Annotated in this window: 19 protein-coding genes and 1 tRNA gene; 12 read left to right on the top strand and 8 right to left on the bottom strand. The window is 68.1% G+C overall.

Features of this window, described 5'->3' with window-relative positions:
• Window positions 1-18 precede the first annotated feature (18 nt).
• Window positions 19-1,434 carry an MFS transporter gene (locus ACFXP5_RS10670; protein ID WP_394544589.1) on the top strand — a complete coding sequence of 472 codons (1,416 nt, stop codon included), beginning with the start codon at window positions 19-21 and terminating at the stop codon, window positions 1,432-1,434.
• 328 nt (window positions 1,435-1,762) lie between these two features.
• Here the strand turns inward: ACFXP5_RS10670 and ACFXP5_RS10665 are convergent, their stop codons facing one another.
• Window positions 1,763-2,290: a MarR family winged helix-turn-helix transcriptional regulator gene (locus ACFXP5_RS10665; protein WP_394544588.1), complete on the bottom strand. Its 528-nt coding sequence runs from the start codon at window positions 2,288-2,290 to the stop codon at window positions 1,763-1,765.
• A gap of 112 nt (window positions 2,291-2,402) precedes the next feature.
• On the opposite strand from ACFXP5_RS10665, the gene ACFXP5_RS10660 reads away from it, so the two are divergent.
• Complete coding sequence (locus ACFXP5_RS10660; RefSeq protein ID WP_394544587.1) at window positions 2,403-3,170, top strand: MarR family winged helix-turn-helix transcriptional regulator; 768 nt, start codon at window positions 2,403-2,405, stop codon at window positions 3,168-3,170.
• A 150-nt stretch (window positions 3,171-3,320) separates the two neighbouring features.
• Here the strand turns inward: ACFXP5_RS10660 and dcd are convergent, their stop codons facing one another.
• Window positions 3,321-3,926, bottom strand: a complete 606-nt coding sequence (gene dcd, locus ACFXP5_RS10655; RefSeq protein WP_394528644.1) for a dCTP deaminase — start codon at window positions 3,924-3,926, stop codon at window positions 3,321-3,323.
• 171 nt (window positions 3,927-4,097) lie between these two features.
• Here dcd and ACFXP5_RS10650 point away from each other — a divergent pair.
• A tRNA-Gly gene (locus ACFXP5_RS10650) sits at window positions 4,098-4,171 on the top strand.
• A gap of 472 nt (window positions 4,172-4,643) precedes the next feature.
• The gene (locus ACFXP5_RS10645) at window positions 4,644-4,976 is read left to right on the top strand and encodes a PASTA domain-containing protein (protein ID WP_394544586.1); all 333 of its coding nucleotides are present in this window, start codon (window positions 4,644-4,646) and stop codon (window positions 4,974-4,976) included.
• Window positions 4,977-5,190: 214 nt separating this feature from the next.
• Here the strand turns inward: ACFXP5_RS10645 and ACFXP5_RS10640 are convergent, their stop codons facing one another.
• Entirely contained in the window at window positions 5,191-6,063 is an 873-nt protein-coding gene (locus tag ACFXP5_RS10640; protein WP_394544585.1) for an HIRAN domain-containing protein, read from the bottom strand.
• Window positions 6,064-6,515: 452 nt separating this feature from the next.
• Window positions 6,516-6,968 carry an RNA polymerase sigma factor gene (locus ACFXP5_RS10635; RefSeq protein ID WP_394544584.1) on the bottom strand — a complete coding sequence of 151 codons (453 nt, stop codon included), beginning with the start codon at window positions 6,966-6,968 and terminating at the stop codon, window positions 6,516-6,518.
• Window positions 6,969-7,035: 67 nt separating this feature from the next.
• On the opposite strand from ACFXP5_RS10635, the gene ACFXP5_RS10630 reads away from it, so the two are divergent.
• Together ACFXP5_RS10630 and ACFXP5_RS10625 are read left to right on the top strand one after the other, a co-directional pair.
• Entirely contained in the window at window positions 7,036-7,380 is a 345-nt protein-coding gene (locus ACFXP5_RS10630; RefSeq protein ID WP_394544583.1) for a DUF6572 domain-containing protein, read from the top strand.
• 80 nt (window positions 7,381-7,460) lie between these two features.
• Complete coding sequence (locus ACFXP5_RS10625) at window positions 7,461-8,006, top strand: 2'-5' RNA ligase family protein (RefSeq protein WP_394544582.1); 546 nt, start codon at window positions 7,461-7,463, stop codon at window positions 8,004-8,006.
• 30 nt (window positions 8,007-8,036) lie between these two features.
• On the opposite strand, the gene ACFXP5_RS10620 is transcribed toward ACFXP5_RS10625, so the two are convergent.
• A complete protein-coding gene (locus tag ACFXP5_RS10620) occupies window positions 8,037-8,648 on the bottom strand; it encodes a class I SAM-dependent methyltransferase (protein WP_394544581.1) in 612 nt (203 codons plus the stop codon).
• A 101-nt stretch (window positions 8,649-8,749) separates the two neighbouring features.
• Here ACFXP5_RS10620 and ACFXP5_RS10615 point away from each other — a divergent pair, with 101 nt between their 5' ends.
• Window positions 8,750-9,706, top strand: a complete 957-nt coding sequence (locus tag ACFXP5_RS10615) for a GNAT family N-acetyltransferase (RefSeq protein WP_394544580.1) — start codon at window positions 8,750-8,752, stop codon at window positions 9,704-9,706.
• A 55-nt stretch (window positions 9,707-9,761) separates the two neighbouring features.
• Here the strand turns inward: ACFXP5_RS10615 and ACFXP5_RS10610 are convergent, their stop codons facing one another.
• The 3 genes from ACFXP5_RS10610 to ACFXP5_RS10600 all read right to left on the bottom strand — a co-directional run bounded on the left by ACFXP5_RS10610 (window position 9,762) and on the right by ACFXP5_RS10600 (window position 12,415).
• Window positions 9,762-10,499, bottom strand: coding sequence for a GAF and ANTAR domain-containing protein (locus ACFXP5_RS10610; protein WP_394544579.1), 738 nt, complete (start codon window positions 10,497-10,499; stop codon window positions 9,762-9,764).
• Between the two features lie 43 nt (window positions 10,500-10,542).
• Window positions 10,543-11,235, bottom strand: a complete 693-nt coding sequence (locus tag ACFXP5_RS10605) for a GAF and ANTAR domain-containing protein (protein WP_394544578.1) — start codon at window positions 11,233-11,235, stop codon at window positions 10,543-10,545.
• 130 nt (window positions 11,236-11,365) lie between these two features.
• The gene (locus tag ACFXP5_RS10600; RefSeq protein ID WP_394544577.1) at window positions 11,366-12,415 is read right to left on the bottom strand and encodes a medium chain dehydrogenase/reductase family protein; all 1,050 of its coding nucleotides are present in this window, start codon (window positions 12,413-12,415) and stop codon (window positions 11,366-11,368) included.
• A 100-nt stretch (window positions 12,416-12,515) separates the two neighbouring features.
• Here ACFXP5_RS10600 and ACFXP5_RS10595 point away from each other — a divergent pair, with 100 nt between their 5' ends.
• The 5 genes from ACFXP5_RS10595 (at window position 12,516) to ACFXP5_RS10575 (ending at window position 15,785) form a co-directional block, all read left to right on the top strand.
• A complete protein-coding gene (locus tag ACFXP5_RS10595) occupies window positions 12,516-13,292 on the top strand; it encodes a TetR/AcrR family transcriptional regulator (RefSeq protein ID WP_394528655.1) in 777 nt (258 codons plus the stop codon).
• On the top strand, window positions 13,285-13,839 hold the full coding sequence (locus tag ACFXP5_RS10590; protein ID WP_394528656.1) for a hypothetical protein: 555 nt from the start codon (window positions 13,285-13,287) through the stop codon (window positions 13,837-13,839). The genes ACFXP5_RS10595 and ACFXP5_RS10590 overlap by 8 nt, the downstream gene beginning before the upstream one ends.
• Window positions 13,840-13,851: 12 nt before the next feature.
• The gene (locus tag ACFXP5_RS10585; RefSeq protein WP_394544575.1) at window positions 13,852-14,550 is read left to right on the top strand and encodes a hypothetical protein; all 699 of its coding nucleotides are present in this window, start codon (window positions 13,852-13,854) and stop codon (window positions 14,548-14,550) included.
• 21 nt (window positions 14,551-14,571) lie between these two features.
• Window positions 14,572-14,886 (top strand): DUF6412 domain-containing protein, encoded by a 315-nt coding sequence (locus ACFXP5_RS10580; protein ID WP_394528658.1) that lies wholly within the window; start codon window positions 14,572-14,574, stop codon window positions 14,884-14,886.
• A 101-nt stretch (window positions 14,887-14,987) separates the two neighbouring features.
• On the top strand, window positions 14,988-15,785 hold the full coding sequence (locus tag ACFXP5_RS10575) for a YidC/Oxa1 family membrane protein insertase (RefSeq protein ID WP_394528659.1): 798 nt from the start codon (window positions 14,988-14,990) through the stop codon (window positions 15,783-15,785).
• Window positions 15,786-15,793 lie beyond the last annotated feature (8 nt).

Below are 15,793 nucleotides of genomic sequence, written 5' to 3'. Positions count from 1 at the left end.
CGGCCTAGCGTGACCGGCATGAGCGCACCCGATCGCGACAGCTCCGTTCCCTCCGCGCCGCCGGCCGCCGCGAACACCGGCGCCGTTGCGGCGATGGGTCTCGACCTCCGGGCCGACGAGAAGGTCCCGGGGCGCACGGTTCTCGCGTGGGCGTTCTGGGACTGGGCGACGCAGCCGTTCAACTCGGTGCTGCTGACTTTCATCTTCGCCTCGACGCTGTACCTCACCGGTGAGGCGTTCCTCCCAGCCGATGTCGCGGCGCTTCCCGAAGGCGACGCGGTGCGCGAAGCCGGCCTCGCGAACCTCGCGGCGGGCTTCGGGTGGGGCGGCACGGCGGCGGGCCTGCTCATCCTCGCCCTCGCGCCCGTGCTCGGTCAGCGGGCCGATGCTTCGGGCCACCAGAAGCGGTGGCTCGCCGGGGCGACGGGGCTGCTCGTGGCCTGCATGTTCGCGCTGTACTTCATCCGCCCCGAGCCCGAGCTGTTCGTCTGGGGCGTCGCGCTGATCGCCACCGGCAGCGTGCTCAGCGAGATCGCCGGCGTGAACTACAACGCGCTGCTCATCGGCATCGCCAACCGCAAGAACATCGGGCGCATCTCGGGGCTCGGCTGGGGCTTCGGCTACATCGGCGGGGTCGTCGCCCTCGCGCTGGTCATCGTGTTCTTCGCCGCCGACTGGTTCGGCCTCCCCACCGAAGACGGGCTGCCCTTCCGCCTCATCGCCGTCGGTTGCGCCGTCTGGGCGATCGTCTTCTCGGTGCCGCTCTTCTTCGCCGTGCCCGAACCGAGTGCGGGCCGCACGGCGGCGAAGGTGAGCTTCTTCGCGAGCTATCGACTGCTCATCAAGGACATCGTCGGGTTGTACCGCAACGAGCAGACGCGCCCGACGTTCTGGTTCCTCATCTCGAGCGCCGTCTTCCGCGACGGCTTGGCGGGCGTCTTCGCGTACGGCGCGATCATCGCGGGCGGGGTCTTCGGCTTCGATTTCATCCAGCTGGCGATCTTCGGCATCACGGCCAACCTCGTCGCCGGGGTGTCCACCCTGCTCGCCGGGCGCCTGGACGACCGGTTCGGGGCCAAGGCGATCATCGTGACCGCGCTGGTGGGAATGATCGTCGCCGGCCTCGCGGTGTTCTTGTTCCGCGATGGTGGGCCGATCGTGTTCTGGGTCGGCGGACTGCTGCTCTGCGCCTTCGTCGGTCCGGCGCAGGCGGCCGCCCGCAGCTTCCTCGCCCGAGTCACGCCCGCCGGCCGCGAGGGTGAGATCTTCGGCCTCTACGCCACGACCGGCCGGGCCGCGAGCTGGATCTCCTCGGCCCTCTGGTCGCTGCTGATCGTCTGGACCAGCGTGACCGCCTTCGGCATCCTGGGCATCGTGATCGTGCTGGTCCTCGGTCTCGCGCTGCTGCTGCCGGTGCGCACGCCGCGCGCGTAGCGCGGGAGCGGCGGGTCGGGCGGCAGCTGCTCCCCTGTCACGTTCTGCGGGTCCGACCCGCCATTCGTGACAGGCGAGCGGCGGGGTTCACGCCCAAGAGCGGCTCCCCTGTCACAATCTGCGGGACGCACCCATCATTCATGACAGGCGAACGGGTTCTGCGCCTAGCCCGGGCGCGCCAGCCCTGGGTACAGCTGGTCCCCTGTCACGTTCTGCGGGTCCGACCCACCATTCGTGACAGGCGAGCGGCGGGGTTCACGCCCAAGAGCGGCTCCCCTGTCACAATCTGCGGGTCGCACCCGCGGTATGTGACAGGGGAGCAGGCGGGTCAGGAGCGGGGCCAGGCCTCCGCGAGCTTCGTGAGAAGGCGGGCGAGCTCGGCGCGATCGGCATCGGAGAAGGAGTCGAGCGCCTCGCGTACGGCCTCGCGTCGCTCGCCGCGGAAGCTGCGCACGATGGCCGAGCCCTCGTCGGTCAGCGCGATCCGCGTGCGCCGCGCGTCGGACGGATCCGCCTCGCGCCGCACGAAGCCGTGGTCGGCGGCCTGCTGCACGAGCCGAGAGGCGCGCGGCTGATCGACGCCGATCGCGACGGCGAGTTCGCTGACGGAGAGGGGCTCGGATGCTGCGGCCAGAGCCTCCAGCATCCGGAGTCTCGCGAGTCCTGCCATGCGTCCGTGCGCGCCCGCCCACGGGGGCATCCCGCCGCGGGGGTGCTCGCCGTGCTCGTGATCGCGTTCGCGCGGGCCGCCCCGACCCCAGCGGCCGGGGCCCCCGCCCTCCCACGGCGGGCGGGGCCGAGGCCCGCGCAGCCGCGCCAAGGCGGCGACGATCTCGTCGAGGGGATCGGAAGTCATGTCTCGAATTTACATGCCACTTGACATGCTCTCGCAACCCATGTCATAGTGCATGTACTTGCTACATGACATACATCGGCGGCTGACGGCCTCCGATTCGAGAGGACATCCCATGAACGACACCACCGAGAACAACGAGAACACCTCCGACCGACCGCTCGGCTTCTGGCTGCGCACGGTCGACCACCTGATCACCCTCGAGTTCGCTCGCACCCTCGCCGCCGAAGGCATCGACCGTCGCGAGTGGATGCTGCTGAACGTCATCGACGGCTCGGTCGACGCCCCCTGGCTGCTCGAGCGCCTCGCCCGCAAGAGCGGACGCGTGCGCCGCTTGATCGAGCGCGGCTGGATCGCCGAGAGCGACGGCACCTTCTCCCTCACCGAGGAAGGGACCGCGGCCAAGGAGCGCCTCGGCGGCATCGTCGACGGCGTGCGGGCTCGCGTGAGTGACGCCGTCTCGCCCGAGGACTACGCCACGACCCTCGCGTCGCTGCAGAAGATGGCCGAGGCCCTCGGCTACGACGAAGAGAGCTTCGGCGGGCGCGGCCCCGGGCGTGGTTTCGGTCGACACCGCGGCTTCGGCCCCGGCTCCGGCGGCGGGTTCGGCCCCGGCTTCGGCGGGCATCGCGGCTTCGGCTTCGGCCCGGGCGCCGATGAGCGCCGCGGCTTCCGCGGCGGCTTCGGCCCCGGCTTCGGCGGCGGGTTCGGTCGGCACGAGGGCGGGTTCGGTCCGCACGACGGTCCGTGCGCCCCTCACGAGCAGCATGAACACGGGCGCGGCCACGGGCGCGGCCACCGCCATGGCGAGCGCGCTTACGAGCGCGGTTTCACCGCCGGGTTCGAGCGCGGCCGTGCCGCAGCATCCGAGCCCGCCGTCTGAGCGAGCCCACCCTTGAACTCACCCGCACCGAAATGCGAGCTGCGCAGGCAGCATCCGCAATTCGGTGCGGGTGAGTTTTGTGCAGCCCGACTCCCCCGCACCGTCGTGCGGGCGTCGCGCGTCGCACCCGCGTTTCGGTGCGGGCGAGCGCTACTGGCCGAGAGATCCAGCCGTGGTGACTCCGACGTCGGAACGGTGGAAGTTGAGGAACGAGCGCGAGGCCGTCGGACCGCGCTGGCCCTGGTAGCGGTTGCCGTAGGGGCCCGAGCCGTAGGGGTTCTCGGCGGGCGAGGACAGCTGGAAGAAGCAGAGCTGGCCGATCTTCATACCCGGCCAGAGCTTGATGGGCAGCGTCGCGACGTTCGAGAGCTCGAGGGTGACGTGGCCCGAGAATCCCGGGTCGATGAAGCCCGCCGTGGAGTGGGTGAGCAGGCCCAGGCGACCGAGCGACGACTTGCCCTCGAGGCGCGCGGCGACGTCGTCGGGCAGTCCGACGAGTTCGAACGTCGACCCCAGCGCGAACTCACCCGGGTGAAGGATGAACGGCTCATCCGGGGCGACCTCGATGAGGCGCGTGAGCTCGGGCTGATCGACCGCGGGGTCGATGAAGGGATATTTGTGGTTGTCGAACAGCCGGAAGTACCGGTCCAGACGCACATCGACGCTCGACGGTTGCACCATGGCAGCGTCGGACGGTTCGAGAACGATGCGTCCAGCGGCGAGTTCACGAGAGATGTCGCGATCAGAGAGCAGCACGCGCTCAGCCTAGAGCGGCTCCGCCCAAACGACATCGCCCCGTCGAGGCGACACCTCGCCGACGCCGCCACCCTGTCGTCTCGGCGCGAGGATGTCGATTCGATCGGATGCTGGCGCCGCGGGCGGCGCGGATCGTCCCTGTTATGCTGGCTCGGCGCCGAAAGGCCGCACGGGGCTGTAGTTCAATGGCAGAACTTCTGCTTCCCAAGCAGATAGCGCGGGTTCGATTCCCGTCAGCCCCTCCACTGTCACTTCTCACGCAAGGTGGCACTTTTTCAAGCCGGTTGGCACTCAACCGTCAGGAACACATTGGCTCTTCCACGCGCCAGACGTTCACCGTTCGGCTTGACTGCGAGTACCACCGGGGGCGGTAGCTGTGCTCTCGACGCTAGATCGCTGGTGTCGCCATCCTTGCGGGGTGCAACTCAGTTCCGAATCTCAGCCACCGCGGCCGCGTCCAACGTCCTGGAGCGAACATTCTGCCCGCCCCGGTTGACGCGCCCCTGCGGGCATCTTTATCGGGCGGGGTAATGCGAACCGGGGTTTCGGCCAGTACGAGGCAGGCCTTATTCCTGCTGCGGCGGGGATGAATCCTTCCGCCATCGACCAGTGGAGAGCAGTACGCGTCGCGCAGGAGCGGCCGTCGACCGCCCGCTTGTGGATCGTCTCCTGGCTTGCTACTGGTGTCGGGTGGGACGTGCCCGTACCGTCGTCATCATGTGGGACCAGGTCGGGAATCTTGTGACGGTACCGAATATCGTCGGGCTCCCTTTCCACGTCGGACGCGATCTCGCCGCCGAACGCGGAGTAACGCTGGCCAATCCTGACCCGGACGGCCCTCCGGTTGGAGCGCTCGCTTGGCCCGGCCTGTTCTACATCACGTCTCAGCGACCGGAGGCGGGCGCGGTCGTCACGCGGCACTCCTCCGTGGCAATTGAAATCACCGGACACGGTGACACCCAGCAGCCATCCGAGCGGATTGAACCGAACGACCCTCACGGGGCGCCCGCACACGCAAGTCCTGACGAACTGCGGTTCCTAGACCTCTGAGACCCGGGCGGTCATTCATAGAACGGTCGCGCTGCGGGAACCTTCGGCAGCCGATATCGTCGTCGCACGTGATCATGGCGACCCCGGCGCTCAACTTCCTCGTCGTCAAGGTCGTCCCGCCACGAGAGCACTGAGTAGACCGCACCGTGCTGCCGCGGTCAGCTCTCGCACCGGACCACTAACGGATCGTCCAGCGGGGCCGCCTGGCCCTCGGCTACCCCGTCGGTAGCGACTTCACGAACGCACGGATCGCATCCGCCTTCGGAACGTCGACCCACAACTGGATGCTCTCGTCGGAACCACCAGTTCCGGACACCACGTACGCGCGAGCCGCGACCGCATCCATCAGAGGAGCAAGCATCTTGGCGCGGCTCGCGGAGACGTAGCCGACCTTCCGGCCCTCGCTGGTGGTGACCATGACGGCGCTCGAGTCATGAGGGTTGCCCGGCTCTCTCACAAGAACCCACTCGATGCCGGTCATGGCCTGCCGCTCTTTGTAGCCGACGTAGTTCCCAACGCCCTTGATCCTCATGCGCATGCACTCAAGGTGCCGAAGATCCACGGCGCCGGTCACCTCGACCATCTCTGGTGCGATCGTCTCCGGTGTCGGCTCAATGACCGGAGCATCCCTCTGCTCCTGCGCGAAGTCCCGATCGGGCTCATCCACCTCGGGGAACAACGTGCCCCTCGCCCGCCATGCGCCGTCCTTCGGGGCGGCCCACACGCGGATAGGCGCGACGCCGACCCGACCATTGAGCGCGGCAGAGACCTCACTGCTGATCGACGACGGGATATACCCGACGTGCCACTTTCCGATCAGCACCTTCACGGCGAAGCGGTCGTACTCATTCGTCGGCTCAGGCACAAGCCGCGCGGACTGCTGAGCGACGCCACCCTCGGGTAGACCAAGCTCCTCGAACAGACGACGTATTGAGTCGCGCCGGTAGCTCTCACCCTCGATCTCAATCTCACCCCAACGCGGCGGGACCCTGACCGCTGGGGCCGCAGCCGGAGCGGATGGCCGTGGAGCGGGCAATGGCGCAGGCGCCTCCGTGCTACCGCCGAACAGTGATGACCAGAACCCCATAGCTATACCCCCACGTCAATGTGCCACCACAGCCTATTGGGGTACGGAGGCCACGCATGAGGGTATGTCCCGAGCCTGGCACCCCGGCCTCGACAGCCCGGCCTCGATCCAGAACGGTGAAGGCCGGTGCATCACTCACCGCCGAGCACACGAGAAGCGACGCGGGTACTCAGCCGAACGCGGCTACGGGACAGACCACAGACGCCTCCGCGCCGAGTGGGGACCCAAGGTAGCCACTGGCACGGTGCGATGCTGGCGGTGCGCTCAGTACACAGGCGCACGGGAGCCCTTCGACCTCGGTCATGACGAGACTGACCGCACGCAGTACAACGGCCCAGAGCACATTCGATGCAACCGAGCCACCAGAGGCCGACGAGAGCCGCGCTGAGGCACCCGGGGCATGGGCTGAGAGGGAATCTGCCCTGGCTCCGATCGGGTCGGCATCCGGCGTTCTAGTTCGTGTTGGATGCAAGCGTTTCCCGTAGCGCGTTCTTTGCTCTTTGGTAACGACCGCGAGCCGTTGAGGCCGGAATGCCGAGCAGCGTTGCTGCGTCGACGATGGAGAACCCGTCCCAGTGAATGAGGCTAATCAGTTCCGCGAGGTCGCTATCTAGCCTGCGGATGGCGTCACGGATTTCCAGCCCAGAGTCGGCCGGTGATGCGCTTCGCGATGCGAGTTCGATTCGCATTCGGTCAGCGAGTTGAGACCTTCGCGCGTTGCCCCTGTGGGCGTGTAGCAGCACGTTGCGAGCGACGCCGAACAGCCACATGCGCGCCTCGTGGGGCTCATCCGGTAGTCGGTCCACCCGCGCCCAGGCTGTGGTCATCACGTCGGCGAGGGCGTCTGCTGCATCTTCGCGATCGAGGCGGCGTAGGAAGTAGCGAAGTAGATCGTCGGAGGACACCCACAATGCGACCGTCAAACGTTTCCGGGAGGAGGCCGAGTCAGAGTGCCCGACGTATTCTCGACGCATGCCAGGACTCAACAATCCCGACGTCATAGATCTGGTTGGGGTGTCGGCGGATGGGTCGACCTGCATCCTGCACATTGTCGAGACCGAGGCGTGGCGCGATCGTCCCGATCCGGAGCTGCTCAACGCGAAGCTTCTGACGTACGTCGGGTTTGCGTTGGATGGGCAGCTCGTGGCGGCGTACCCGGACGTGGCTGAGCTCCCGATTCGGTTCGCGATTGACGCGTATTTCAAGCTTTCGCCGGCTGCGCTGGCTGACCTCGAGGTGTGCAAGACGGGTCTGAGTCAATACGACATCGATTTGACGTGGGAGGACGGACTGACTTTCAGCGGCGAACCGAGTTAGCAGTACCGCCTCTCCTGCACTTGTATGCCCGGCCGGCCGGTAGACGATCCGATACCCCGTCTCGCTCTTACTATCGAGTTATGTCTCGGACAGCGCTGGTCATCGAGACCCCGCCGTCCGCCCAACTGTCATCGCTCAGGCGGGGGCTCTCCGCAGATGCTCGCGCCGGAGTGCCTCCGCACGTCACGATTCTCTTTCCGTTCGTCCCCGCCTCTGGACTGGATGCGTCGGCCTTGAGTGTCGTGGTTCGCACTATCGGCCGAATCCCGGCCTTCGATTTCGCGTTGACGACCACCGGGTGGTTCGGCGATCAGGTCCTCTGGCTCGGCCCCGAAGATCCGGCGCCGTTCGTCGAGCTCACCGGCGCCGTTCACCGCGCTTTCCCCGGCTACCCGCCCTATGGCGGTGCGCACGATGGGTGTGTACCCCACGCCACCGTGGGCGACACGGGGACCCTCGACCAGCTAAAAGTCGCGGAGCGCCAGATCACTCGCGTGCTCCCGTTGACGGGGCGCGCGTCGGCCGTCACACTCCTCGTCGAGAGCGCGTACGGATACTGGCGTTCTTCACGCAGCATCCCGTTGCAAGATCCGAAGACGAACCGAGGATGCTTGCCGCACCACTAGGCGGCCGTCTGCCAGGAAGGCCCGCGACCCTCACCCCGCGCTTCGGAGGTGCGCCAAGATCGCGCCGTGCGGTCGCGGTCTTTCATAGGCCACGGTGCGCGTATGCGTCTCGGTCACGGCGAATCCGGCCGCCGTCAGCTCGTGCGCGAGGAGATCGGCCGGCCACCGATAGGCCGTGACGACCGCATGGTCGAACGGCTCGACGTCAGTGCCGAGGAAGAAACCGACGAGCAGCTGTCCACCGGGGCGCAGAACCCGAGCGAACTCGGCGAGCGCACGTCCGATGCTCGATGGGTGGTGGTGGATGACGGAGTACCAAGCGAGAACTCCCCCGTACGTCTCGTCCGGATCAACCAGAGCATCCATACTCCCGAGCGTGAAGGTCACCGAGGGGTAGGCGGCCCGCGCGTGATCGATGAAGGCAGGCACCTGATCCACACCGCGCGCATCGATTCCCTGCCCAGCGAGGTGGGCGGTCCAGTGTCCAGGACCGCACCCGGCGTCGAGTAACGGACCATCGACCGACGCGGCCCATGACGTCACGAGCTGCACGTCCGACGGATGCATCGCTGTCATCGAGCCCAAAAGCTCGGTGTACTCCGCGGCTCGTTGCGCGTAAGAATCCCGGACGCCCGATGCCATCCGGGAAGCCTAGGGGCAGGCGCCGCCCAGACCTAGAATCGCGAAATGGATCCCTTCGGTGAGACGGACTTTCCGGATCACACCCCGTCCACCGGTTCATCATGACGGGCACACCGCTGCCACCCCGTGGCTCCTTCTCGGTCAGACCCGCCCGACCGAGCGACGACGCGCTCCTCGTCGAGGGGGTGGGCGTGGAACCGGTCGCGTGGGTCGCTTCGGCGCAGCTGCGCGAAGAGATGGCGACCGGGAATTACCGACTCGAGTGGTCGTGGATTGCGGAGCGGGACGGCCGGACGATCGGGCGTGCACTGTGGTGGGGACGCGAGGATGCTGGTCGGCCGGCCACCCTCGATTGCCTCTGGGTAGCAGATCCTGCGGATCATCCCGAGGACGTGGGAGCAGCTCTCGTCCGAGCCGGGCTCGACTCGTTCGGCCCCGGGCCGGCGCTGGAATTCAATGTCGACGTCGACGTGGACTGGCCCAGCGACCCTGCGGCAGTCCACGCCGTTCGTTGGCGGGAGCGCGCCGCGCGTGCCGGTGGGTTCCGCCTCACCACCGAACGCGTGAGCTTCGCTCGGACCGACACCGACCCGCGCCCCGGCCGCTCCCTCCGGCTCTCCTTCGCACCAGCGGCGGACGACGTGTTCCGCAGCATGTTCGCACGGGTCGCCGCAGGCAGTCTCGACGCCCACACCCTCGACATGGTCGCCCGCGAAGGTCTCGACGCCCTGGCCGAGGACGACCTGCACTTCTACCTCTCGCTGCCCGGAGACCGCGATGCCTGGCAGATCGCGACGCTGCGCGACGGCTCGACCGTGGGGTTCATCATCCCGACCAGGACCGCCTACGACGCGAGCATCAGCTACCTCGGGGTCGTCCCCGAGCATCGAGGCAAGGGCTACGTTCACGACCTGCTGGCCGAAATGGTGCACGTCCACCACGAGAACGGACAGCACCGCATCGTCGGCACCGCCGACCGGGCGAATGCGCCGATGCGCGCAGCGTTCACGCGCGCGGGCTTCACCGTCAGCCGCGTGCGGATCGTTCACGAACAGTGACCTGGGCCACGACTGACCGCCAGCTTCATCGCTCGTCACCCGGGAGGAGGCGTGACTACTCCGCTGCGACGCTTTCCCCGGCGGACAGGGTCAGGGTGCGCTCCGCGACACGCTCGGCGACCGCGCCGAGCTTGAGCTGGTTGTTGCGGGCGTAGTCGCGGAGGATCGCGAACGCCGTGTGCATGTTCACGCCGGTCTGCGCGGCGATGACGCCCTTGGCCTGCTCGATGAGTACGCGACTGTCGAGGGCGCGCTGCATCTGGTCGGCGACCATGGTGGTGTCGCGGAGGGAACGTTCCTGGAGGATGCCGATGGTGGCGACATCAGCCAGAGACTGGGCGACGGCCACATCGCTTTCGCTGAGCTCGCCGGTGGTGACGCTGAAGAGGCCCATCGCGCCGATCGTCTCTCCCCGCAACCGCATCGGAAACGCGTGCATCGATCGGAAGCCTTGCTTGAGCGCCTCGGCGCTGAACGCCGGCCACTGGTTGTTCTCGGAAAGGTCGGGCACGGTCACGCCCACACCGGTCTTGTACGCGTCGACGCACGGGCCCTCACCCGCGTTGAGCTGGATGATCTCGACGAACTCGGCCTCCTCGTTCGTGGAGGCGATCAGCTGCAGCCACCCGTCCGCATCCGCGATCAGCAGACCCCCCGCATCGGAACCGACGAAGACCGTGCACTCCTGCACGAGGGTGTCGAGCAGGTCGACGACGTCGTAGTCGTCCACCAAGGTGTCAGCCACCTTCAGGAAAGCGGCGCTGAGCCGAGCGTCCCGCGTTGTTTCAGCCATCATCCTGTCCTTCGATCAGTGTCGTACGCATCAGCGTCTCCCGCTACCCGTCTGAGGGTCGGGTGAAGTCGAGAACCCGCGCCACCACGTCACGCGCCACCTCGTCCACGCTCCGACCGGCGGAATAGGCGTGCCCGCGGAGGAGAGCGAACGCCTCCGTCACGGACGTGTCGAGTTGGACCGACATCATGCCGGTCGCTTGATGGACCTCTCGGCGCGTTCCCGCCACGAGCTCCGAATCATGACGCCCGTCGCCGTCCGCGTCGGTGGCGGCGTAGGCCGCTGCCTTGCCCGCGACCGCCCCGGCGAGCGCTGCGGCGTGGGCTACGTCGAGAGCGGAAAGGTGCCCCGGTGCGAGGCAGTACAAGTCGACGACTCCGACGGTGGCCGCACCGATGCGCAGCGGGAAGGAGAACACCGCCCTGGCCTTGGTCTCGCAGACGGCGTTTCCGAAGATCGGCCACTGCGAGTGATCGGCGGATCGGACATCGGGCACCAGCACGGGTCGGTGTGTCTCCAGCGCCCGGTAGTGGGGGCCTTCACCGAGGTCGTACTGCAACTGTTCGAGATGGGTGGCCAGGGCGTCGCTGGACGACACCGTGGACTGGTTTCCCGCCAGCGTCATGACCGACACCGATGCGCCGTCGACGGGCAGACGCTCCAAGAACCCGGCGTGCAGGGCGTCCGAAGGGGGCGCGCCGGCGGCGCCGCTACCGCTTCCCACCTGTTCGGACACCATCAGTCCCTCGCTCGCGCGCCGACAGCAGGCGAATGCCGACTGCAGGGACGCGGGGACTGGGCGTCGTAGCCGCGACTCTACCGCGTGCGAGCTCTCGTGGGGACCCCACCCAATGCGCGACGCGGAGTCACGGCAGCAGGATCACTTTGCCGTTGAGGGTGCGGGACTCGGCGAGTTCGAGAGCGGCGACCGCCTCGGTGAGGGGGAAGCGGGCGGCGATGTTGGCGGTGATCGTGCCCGTGCGGAGCAGCTCGAAGACGTGGCCGAGGTCTTCTTCGAGACGGCGACGGAATCGCGCCGGGCGGAGCGTGTGTCCCGCCCACAGGTCGTAGAACGTCGCCTTCTTGCCGTTGGGCAGCGCACTCCACAGCACGGCCTGGCCGAGGGTCTTCATGAACGGCATCATCAGGGGTCCGGTGCCGCTCACCGCTTTGGCGATGGCGTACGTCACGAGGGTGCCCCCGCGGGCCAGAAGCGCGAAGGACGTCTTCGCCATATCCCCTCCGATGTTGTCGAAGACGGCGTCGACACCGGCGGGTGCGTGCCGGCGCACGGTCGCCTCGAGATTCGGGTCGGCATAGTCCACCGGGATGACTCCCGCAGCACGCAGGGCGTCATGGTGACGCGGCGATGCGGCGCCGATGACGGTGACGCCGTGGTGGCGGGCGAGCTGGATGAGGATGCCGCCGACTCCGCCGTTCGCGCCGAACACGAGGATGGTCTGACCGGGTCGCACTTTCGCAGCACGGTGCAGCATCTGCCAAGCGGTGACCCCGTTCACGACCACCGTCTCAGCATCCTCGGAGGCGATGCCCTCCGGGACGATGACGCTGTCGCGCGCCTCGACGACGGTATGGGTGGCCCATGCACCCGTCTTGGTCATCGTGGCGACCCGGCGGCCGACCATCTGCCGATCGCCGTCCGGGCCGACAGCGAGCACGCGGCCGACGAGATCGTACCCGGGGGTGAAGGGAAACTCCGGCTGCCCGTAGTAGCGGCCCCGGCGCATCGCCTGCTCGGCGAACGCGATGCCGGTCGCTTCCACCCGCACGAGGAGCTGGCTTCCCACGGGCGTCGGGGCAGGGGCAGTGGTGATCTGCAATCCGGAGGGCTCGACGATGCCGGGGAGGACGACCTTCGTGATGGTGGCGGGAACGGGGGCGGTTGAGGAGGTCATGAGCTTCTTCCGTCACTGCGACCATCTGTCGCAATGGGAGTGGGCTTCACACTAGTGAAGGGGTGTTACGGTGTCAACACGACCCACGGAAGGAAACGGAATGAGCTCGACCATCAAGCCGACGCGACGCGAAGAGCGCCGCGTCGCGACGGTGCGTGAGATCAAGCAGCTCGCGATGGACCAGATCAGCGAGGGGGGTCCGGATGCTGTGTCCCTGAGCGGGATCGTTCGGGAGATGTCGATGTCGCCGGCCGCCATCTACCGCTACTTCGCCAATCGCGACGCTCTGCTGGCTGACCTCGTGGTCGACGCCTACGACGATCTCGCCGACTCCCTGGTGGATCTCGAGAACGCCAAGGGGTCAGCCGAAAGTCATCTCGATGCCGTCCTCCGCGGCATGCGAGCCTGGGCCTTGAAGCAACCCAATGCGTACCGCCTCATCTTTCAGACCCGGATCGGTTCGGGCGAGGAGTTCGCTCCCGAGCGCACCATTCCGGCGTCCTCACGGAGCATGACGGTCATCATCAACGCCCTCCTCGCCGTCACCGGGCGTGGTGAGGAGGAAGGGGCGGGGTCACGTCCGGCCGCGCGCCCCGCGCTCGCCGACGCCTTCGAGAAATGGGCGGAGCGGCGGGAGATCACCTCGGTGCCGGTCGACGTGCTGGCCTTGGCGTTCCTCACCTGGACCCGACTCCACGGGATCATCAGCCTCGAGCTCGGAGGGCACCTGGCGGCGACGGGCATCGGTGCCGACGTCTTGTTCGACGCCGAGGTCGAAACCATCCGCTCCCGCGCAGCATCCCTTCCCCCCAGCTCTCCGCGCGCACAGACCGGCAGCGTGACCGTCGCGCCGGAGCGAGGAGACACCGGTGAGTGAGCCGAAGCGGACACTGCCCGACGGTGCGGAAAGCAGTACTGCACCGTCCGTTCGCACGCCCGAAAGGCCGATGGCCTTCACGTGGCGCGAGCTGTGGCGTGGGGCATGGACGGCGTGGGCCGTGTTCCTCGCGATCCTGGCCGTGCTGATGCTCGGTGTTCTCATCGTCAACCCGCCCAGCGGAACGTACGGGTCGCTCGAGTTCCTCGTGGCGTTCCTCTTCTTCGGCGGCGCCGCGGTCGTGTCGGGCCTCGTCACCACGGTGATGGCTCCCGTCGCGCGGCTCATCGGAAAGGCGTTGGAACGTGTCGCCCGCCCCGCCGTCCACGTCGCGGTCTTCGCCGTTCTCGGAGCCCTGCTGGGGCAGGTCACCGTGGGCGCGAGCGCCTGGGTGTTCGGGGGAACCCCGATGGCGATCGCGTTCGGATCCCCGCTCTCGTTGATCGTCTCGGCTGTCTTCGCGCTGTGCACGGCACTCGGGTGGGTCTTCACGTACCGGCGCGCGCTCCACCCCAAGGTTCGTGCGTCGGCAGCTCTCCCCGAGTGAGACGATGGCCCAGTGCCCAGCACTCCCGATGACGAGCTCGCTGCGCTGCGAGCGCGGGCCTACGGCCCCGACCCCGATATCCGCGACGATCCGCGCGCGTGGGACCGGCTGCGCGAGCTCGAGGGACTCCGAACGGGGCAACGCGGGCAGTCGTCCGAAACCGCGCCCTCACCCGAACCCCGGTCCGAGCCTAAGCACGAGCCTGAGCCTGAGCCAGGGCACGAGTCGGTCATTCCGTTAGAGCCGCAGCCTCGACAGCGCCTTCGACGGGCGGGGGTGTGGGCAGCATCCGTCGTCCTCGCGGCGGCCATCGGGGCCGCCGCGACGTGGGCGCTCACGCACAACGACCCCACCGTGGTGGATACCCTTACGGCGGCGCCCGAACTCGGCACCCCATATGGCTACGACGGCGGCGGGGTGAGTGAGCTGATCCGCTTCGAGGACTACTTCGGCCTGACCGTCTTCACCACGCGATCGCCGTTCGATCCCGAACAGCCCGAGACGCAGAATTGCGTCTTCGTCTCTCTCGGGGACGAGACCCGGGGAGGCTGCACGACCGCCGCCTTCGACGCGCTCACGCAGCTCTCGCTCAGCGGCGAGACCGACGCGGGTTACCAGCAGCTGCGCGACCGTTTCGGCGACAATGCCGTGCTGCGCTTCACGCACACCGGCGACCGCATCGTCGTCCAGGCGAGCAACCCCGATTCCTAGCGCCCGGCGCTCCGTGTTAGCGTGACCGCATTCGGTGAGGCGGAGGGACGGGCGATGATCGACGCGATCGGCTCCTTCCTGCGCATCCTGTTCTCCTCGATGGGGCTGATCGCCGAGGTGGAACCCGGCACCGTGACCGTCGTCGCGGCGGCACTGCTCGCCACCGCCCTCGTGGTCGCACTCGTGCACGCGGTCGCGCTCCGGCCGTCCGCTCGATCGTCCCTGGCACGGCCCCGCCGAACGATCGATGTGTCGGCGCCGCTCCTGCAGAGTGATCCGGATGCTGCGGGCCACCCCCGTTCTCGAGCTCCGGGTAGCGCGGTCTCGGCCGCGTAGTCCCGTCGACCACCCCCGCCCGACCGGGCGGAGTCGGTGTTCGTCGTCGCCTCACGTGGCCGCTCCGCGACCACCTCTGACCTCGACGACGGGCTTATCCCTTGGACCTCTTCTCCCTCCCCTTCATCTCCGCCACCCTCAATGTGGCGTACGGCATCCTCATGGCGCTCGCCGCAGCGCTGCAGCCGGTCGCCGGGGCGGCCTCCGCCGCCGCGGCCGTGATCGTGCTCACCCTGGCTGTCCGCGCCGCGCTCATCCCGACCGGGGTCGCTCAGGCCAAGGCCGAGCAGACCCGAGCGCGCATCGCGCCGAAACTCATCGCCCTCCAGCGCAAGCACAAGAAAGACCGCGAGCGTCTGCAACGCGAGACGATGCAGCTGTACGCCGACGAGAAAGCCTCCCCGTTCGCCGGGTGCGTGCCGGTGCTCATCCAGGCGCCGGTGGTCGGTCTCATCTACGCGCTCTTCCTCCACTCCGTCATCGCCGGACACCCGAATGGCCTGCTCACCGAGCAGCTGCTCGGCGTCCCGCTCGGCACCAGCCTGATCGGAGCGATCGGTGCCGGCGCGGTGACCCCGACGACGGCCGCCGTCTTCGGGGTGCTGATCGCGGCGATCATCGTCGTGGCCGAGGTCACCCGTCGCGTGTTCCGACCACAGGTCGCCCCTCAGGCGGTGGCGGGCGAGCCGGCGGCTTTCGGCTCCGCCGGCGTGCTGCGCGTTGCAGGCGCGCTGCAGTTCGCGACGGCCGCCGTCGCGTTGTTCGTACCGCTGGCGGCCGGGCTGTACCTCCTCGTCACGGTCATCTGGACCCTCGTGCAACGACTCGTCCTACGCCGGATCTACCCGCCGCTTCCGCCCAGGCCGACCGGAGCCACCGAACACACCCGCGCCCGGTGAGGCGTGTG

This window comes from Microbacterium hanjuni (genome assembly GCF_043556395.1).
GTDB lineage: Bacteria > Actinomycetota > Actinomycetes > Actinomycetales > Microbacteriaceae > Microbacterium.
The sequence above is the reverse complement of the archived record's forward strand: the minus strand, read 5'-3'. Positions and strand labels throughout refer to the sequence as shown.